The sequence below is a fragment of the Frankia sp. CgKIO3 genome (assembly GCF_977946435.1).
Genome location: NZ_CDWTMO010000219.1, coordinates 1 through 5433 on the forward strand (window position 1 = coordinate 1; position 5433 = coordinate 5433).

General features: G+C 70.9%; 5 protein-coding genes and 1 pseudogene. 3 read left to right on the forward strand and 3 right to left on the reverse strand.

Annotated features, from left to right (window positions below; all coding sequences use genetic code 11):
- Positions 1-17: 17 nt before the first annotated feature.
- Positions 18-662: a response regulator gene (locus AC08OJ_RS18245; RefSeq protein WP_476594474.1), complete on the reverse strand. Its 645-nt coding sequence runs from the start codon at positions 660-662 to the stop codon at positions 18-20.
- Positions 659-2005, reverse strand: coding sequence for a sensor histidine kinase (locus AC08OJ_RS18250; RefSeq protein ID WP_476596365.1), 1347 nt, complete (start codon positions 2003-2005; stop codon positions 659-661). The genes AC08OJ_RS18245 and AC08OJ_RS18250 overlap by 4 nt, the downstream gene beginning before the upstream one ends.
- A gap of 216 nt (positions 2006-2221) precedes the next feature.
- Between AC08OJ_RS18250 and AC08OJ_RS18255 the strand changes: the two genes are divergently transcribed.
- On the forward strand, positions 2222-2860 hold the full coding sequence (locus AC08OJ_RS18255) for a dTMP kinase (RefSeq protein WP_476596366.1): 639 nt from the start codon (positions 2222-2224) through the stop codon (positions 2858-2860).
- 63 nt (positions 2861-2923) lie between these two features.
- On the opposite strand, the gene AC08OJ_RS18260 is transcribed toward AC08OJ_RS18255, so the two are convergent.
- Positions 2924-3862, reverse strand: a complete 939-nt coding sequence (locus tag AC08OJ_RS18260; RefSeq protein WP_476594471.1) for an acyl-ACP desaturase — start codon at positions 3860-3862, stop codon at positions 2924-2926.
- 278 nt (positions 3863-4140) lie between these two features.
- On the opposite strand from AC08OJ_RS18260, the gene AC08OJ_RS18265 reads away from it, so the two are divergent.
- Entirely contained in the window at positions 4141-4872 is a 732-nt protein-coding gene (locus AC08OJ_RS18265) for a response regulator transcription factor (protein ID WP_476594470.1), read from the forward strand.
- 5 nt (positions 4873-4877) lie between these two features.
- Positions 4878-5433 (forward strand): annotated as a pseudogene (locus AC08OJ_RS18270) (sensor histidine kinase); the annotation flags it as partial.

Below are 5433 nucleotides of genomic sequence, written 5' to 3' on the forward strand. Positions count from 1 at the left end.
GGGTATGCCCAGCCGGCTCAGACGAGGCCGGCCTGGTGGGCCAGGACGGCGAGCTGGGCTCGGTCCCGCGCCGCCAGTTTCACCATCACCCGGCTCACGTGGGTGCGGGCCGTCGCCGGACTGATCACCAGTTGGGCGGCGATCTCGTCGTTGGACAGCCCGTGGCCGACGAGGCTTATCACCTCGCGTTCCCGCACGGTTAGCCCGCGCAGGTCCGGGGCGGCGACGGCGGCTGGCCGGCGGGCGAAGGCCTCGATGACGAGCCGGGTCACCGTCGGGGAGAGCAGGGACTCGCCCGCGGCGACGACCCGGATCGCCCGCAGCAGGTCGGCGGGCTCGGTGTCCTTGAGCACGAAGCCCGAGGCGCCGCCCCGCAACGCCTCGAAGACGTATTCGTCCAGCTCAAAGGTGGTGACCATGACGACCCGGGTGGCGGCCAGGCCGGGATCCTCGACGATCGTCCGCAGCGTCGCCAGCCCGTCGAGAACCGGCATGCGGATGTCGAGCAGCACGACGTCGGGTCGGGTGGCGCGGACGAGCTCGACCGCGGCCCGGCCGTCCTCGGCCTCGCCGACGAGCTCCAGATCGTCCTCGGTCTCGATGAGTACCCGCAGCCCGAGCCGCACCAGCGGCTGGTCGTCGGCCACCGCCACCCGGATCACGAGCGCGTCACCCGGCCGGGGAGCGTCCGGCCGCCGCCGGTGTGCACCGGAAGCTCGGCCCGGACCTGCCAACCGCCGGCCTGGACCGGTCCGGCGGTGAGGCTTCCGCCGAACTCCGCGGCCCGCTCCCGCAGCCCGGTGAGCCCGTGGCCGGTCGAGGTCGGCCAGCCGTGCGGCTCGCCGGGGAGCGGCGGGGGCGCGGCCGTGCCCGGCTGGTCGGTGACGTCGACGACGAGCCGGCCGCCGATGATCCCCATGGTGACGCGCACTCGTACTCCGTTCGGCTCCCCGTGCCGGAGCACGTTGGTCAGCGACTCCTGAATGATGCGGTAGGCCGCCAGATCGAGGTCCGCCGGCAGGCCCGTGAGATCCCGGGAGTCTCCCTGCGTGACGAGCTCGACGGGCACCCCGCAGAGCCGGACCTCGCGCAGCAGGCTCGGGAGTCGGCCGAGTCCCGTCAACGGGGTCCTGGGCGGCTCGTCATGCGCCTCGCGGGCCCTGCCGGTCCCCTCCGGGGTATCCGTCGAGGACGTGGCAGCGGCAGCAGCGGTGGTGGCAGCAGCAGCGGTGGCAGTGACGTCGTCCGCGGCCGGGTCCGCCCGCCGGCCGGCCCGGGTGAGCGCCAGGGTGGCCCGCAGCTCGTCCAGCGCGTCGACGCTCGTCCGGCGGATGGCCTCCAGGGCCACCTGGGCCTGCTCGGGACGCCGGTCCAGCACATGCAGCGCCACCGCGGCCTGCAGGGAGATAATGGACAGGCTGTGGCCCACGACATCGTGGACCTCGCGAGCCATCCGCAGCCGTTCCTGTTCGATCCGGCGGCGGGTCGCCTCCTCCTTGGCCTGCGCAGAGGCGATGCGGTTGAGTCTGATCAGGGCGCCCACGAACGCGGGAACGGTGCAGGATGCGGCCGTCCCGATCATCGCGATGGCGAACTTCCAGCCGCCATCGGCGTATCCCCGCAGCAGCGCGACGACCGAGCCGAGGAAGATCAGTAGAACGCAGACCCCCACGGCTCGGCTCGTCGTCCGCTGGTCGTGGCGCAGCCCGACCGCGAGCCCGGCCACGATCACGGGAAAGAACGCGGGGCCGCGCGGGTAGCCGGCGCCGAGGTAGCCGCCGAGGAGCAGGCTCGTGGCCACGAGCATGGCCAACGGGGCCCGGCGGCGCAGGGGGATGGCGGCGGCCAGCAGGGCGAGCAGCACGTAGGCGAAGGCATCCAACGGCCGGGAGGGGGGCACCTGGTCGGCACCCGCCTCCCCGGAACCGCGGAGCAACGCCGCCGCGGTGAATGCGGTGAACAGGATGTCACCGATCACCGGGAAGATGCCGCGCCTGGCCTCCATCCCTCCGACGGTAGCGAGCCGCCGTCGTGCCGACATCCGCCACTGGACGTATCCCGCGTACGGGCCGGGACGCAGCCGGGAGGAGGAAGCGCCCGGCCGGTGGTCGATCGGTTTCGACGTGTCCTTGTGGTGTCCTTGTTACGGGCTGTATCCTTGTTACGGTTAAGCTGCGGCCTAAGGGCTTACGACGGCCGGTGGCGGGGAGGTGCCAGGCGGGTGATCCTCGCGATCGAAGGCGTCGACGGCGCGGGCAAGAACACGCTGACCGGGCGGCTGGTCGCTCGCCTCACCGCCGCCGGCCGCAGCGTCGCGACGCTCGCCTATCCCCGCTATGCGACCGAGCCTCTCGGCCCGGCGGTGCGCGGCCTGCTGGCCGGCGATCCGCGGCTCGCGCCGCTCGCGGCCTCTCCCCGGTCGAGCGCGATGATGTTCGCGCTCGACCGGGCCAACTCCCGTCCCGAACTCGACGCCCTCGTCCGCACACATGATCTGGTGATCATCGATCGTTACGTGGCGTCGAACGCGGCGTACGGCGCGGCGCGGCTGCCGGCCACCGAGCGGGAGAGCTTTCCCGCCTGGATCGCCGAGCTGGAACTCGGCGCGCTCGCGCTGCCGGTGCCCGATCTCCAGGTCCTGCTGCGGATCCCGGTGGGGACGGCGCGGGCGGGTACGCTCGCCCGCGCCGGGGCCGACCGGGGCCGGGCGCTGGACACCTTCGAGTCCGACGACGGACTGCAGGAGCGGTGCGCGCGGATGTACGAGGAGTTGGCGGCCCGGAGCTGGGTCTCCCCGTGGCTGGTGGTGGACCGGGAGACCGGTATCGACACGATCTGCGAACACCTCACCACCCGGTAGGGACGCTACGGGCAGTGAGACCATCCCGGATTTTCCGGATTTCTGGGTTATGCAGGTTATGCGTTAGGCCGAGGCCAACGCCTCGGCTCGCCGGGTGGCACGTTCCGTGGTCCGCGCCAGCTTCGCTTCCTGCTGCGTCGCGAGGGCGTCGAGCCCGGTGACGAAGGCGGAGACCTCCTCGCGGGCCTTCTCAGCCTCGCCATTCAGGCCCTCCAGGTCGAAGAACCGCCAGTGACGCAGGATCGGCAGCACCACGTCGTCGTGGTGGATGCGCAGGTTGTAGATGCCGGCCCGGGCGATCTGGATCGCCTTGCGGCCGAAGTCACGGATGCCGGTGCCGGGCATCTGGAAGTTGACGAGCTCGTCGCGGATGGCCACCACGGTACGCGAGGGGTCGAGCTCCAGCGCCCCCGCGATCACGTTCCGATAGAAGATCATGTGCAGGTTCTCGTCCGTCGCCACCCGCGTGAGCAGCTTCTCGGCGATCGGTTCCCCGCAGAAACGGCCAGTGTTGCGGTGGCTCACCCGGGTCGCCAGTTCCTGGAAGGAGACGTACGCCGTTGCCTCCAGCGGGGACTTGTCCCGGCTGTCGTAGCCCTTGCCCATCTGGTACATGCGGTTGCGTTCGAGGGCGATCGGGTCCACCGCCCGGGTGACCAGGAGGTAGTCGCGCATCGCTATGGAGTGGCGCCCCTCTTCACCGGTCCACCGGTGCACCCAGCTTCCCCAGGCGCCGTCCCGGCCGAACGCGTCCGCGATCTCCCGGTGGTAGCTCGGCAGGTTGTCCTCGGTCAGCAGGTTGACCTCGAACGCGATCTGCGCGATCTTGGAAAGCTTCGACTGCCCGGGCTCCCAGGGGAGACTATCGAAGTCGCGGCCCTCGCCCCAGGGTACGTACTCGTGCGGCATCCATTCGGCGGCGACGCCGAGATGCCGGTTCAGGTTGGCCTCGGCGACGGGCTCCAAATCGCGTATCAGGTCGATGTCCGTGAGTGATTTCATTGGGGAACTGTTCCAGAGGGATCATGTGTTAACCATGTCCCGCGGGTGTGGATTACCGAGCGTGGAACTGTTCCGCCGAGGCAGTCCCGCTGCGGGAGCGGGCATCCTTGCCAGGCCCGGCGAGGACGCCCGGCCGGACAGTCCCGGCGCGCCCGGTTGGCATCCGGCTCACACCGAACTCTCATGATGCTCGGATGAACTCGACGCGGACGATGTCGACATCGCCGCCCGCATCGCCGTCCACCCGCTGCATCGAGGTCGCGTCCAGGGAGCCGGACATGTCCACTGCCCCGCGTGTGCTGGTTGTCGACGATGAGCCGAACATCGTCGATCTGCTGCGGATGGCGTTACGTTTCCATGGTTTCGACGTTCTGACCGCGACCACCGGTCGGGCGGCGCTCGAGTTGGCCGTCGAGGCCCGGCCGGATCTGATGATCCTTGATGTGATGCTGCCCGACATCGACGGCTTCGAGATCTGCCGGATGTTGCGCGCGGACGGGCACCCGGTACCCGTCGTCTACCTGAGCGCGCGCAACGCCCACCGGGACAAGATCGCCGGCCTCACCTACGGCGGCGACGACTACGTCACCAAGCCGTTCGCCGTCGACGAGCTTGTCGCCCGGGTCCGGGCCGTGCTGCGCCGGACGTCACCTCCGCCGGCCGAGCCGGCACCCGTGCCGCCGTCCCCGCTGCGGTTCGCCGACGTGGAACTCGACCCGGACGCCCATCTCGTCCGCCGCGCCGGGGAGCCGATCGACCTGTCGCCGACGGAGTTCTCCCTGCTGCGGTACTTCCTGACCAACCCCAACCGGGTGCTGTCCAGGACCCAGATCCTCGACGCGGTGTGGAGCTACGACTACGCGGGCGAGCCGACCATCGTGGACCAGTACGTCAGCTACCTGCGGCGCAAGCTCGGCCGGCACGGCCCGTCTCTCATCCACACCCAGCGTGGTTTTGGCTACGTGCTGCGCCTTCCGGTGGCGGGGTCCAACCGGCGACGCTCCGCCTGAAGCTGATGTCCGGCCTGATCGCGCTGACCGCACTGGGACTGGTCATCGTGGGTGGGGCGAGCGTGTTCGCGCTGCGTGCCTACCTGGACGACCGGATCGACCAGCAGCTCACCCGCGCGCGGGTGCTGGGCGGCCTGCCGGCTGCTGCCTATCTGTCCCGGTGGGAGGCGCTGGGCCGGGCCGGGGTGGAGCGGGCCGTGGCGCCGACCGACTACCTGGTGGAGATCCGACGGACGGACGGGACGGTGCTGCGCATCGCGGGTTCGGTGACTCCCACGCCGCCGGCTACGCCCCTGCTGGACGCCGCCGGGGACCGGGGTGCCGCACCGTTCACCGTCATCGCCGACCGGGAGCGGTACCGAGCGGTCGTCCGGGACAGTCCGCGCGGGCCACGGGTTCTCGTCGCGCTGCCGCTGAAGCCGGTCGCGGAGACGGTCCACCGACTGGTGATGATCGAAGTGGCGGTGGGTCTCGCGGTGCTCGCCGCGATCGCCGTGCTCGCCTGGGTGTGGCTGACCCGTGGCCTGCGCCCACTGCGTCAGATGATCTCCACCGCGTCGG

What these genes read in the sequence shown, in the direction of transcription:
- AC08OJ_RS18260 (WP_476594471.1), bottom strand. Translation starts at nt 3,862, where the DNA reads ATGAAATCACTCACGGACATCGACCTGATACGCGATTTGGAGCCCGTC.
- AC08OJ_RS18250 (WP_476596365.1), bottom strand. Translation starts at nt 2,005, where the DNA reads ATGGAGGCCAGGCGCGGCATCTTCCCGGTGATCGGTGACATCCTGTTC.
- AC08OJ_RS18265 (WP_476594470.1), top strand. Translation starts at nt 4,141, where the DNA reads ATGTCCACTGCCCCGCGTGTGCTGGTTGTCGACGATGAGCCGAACATC.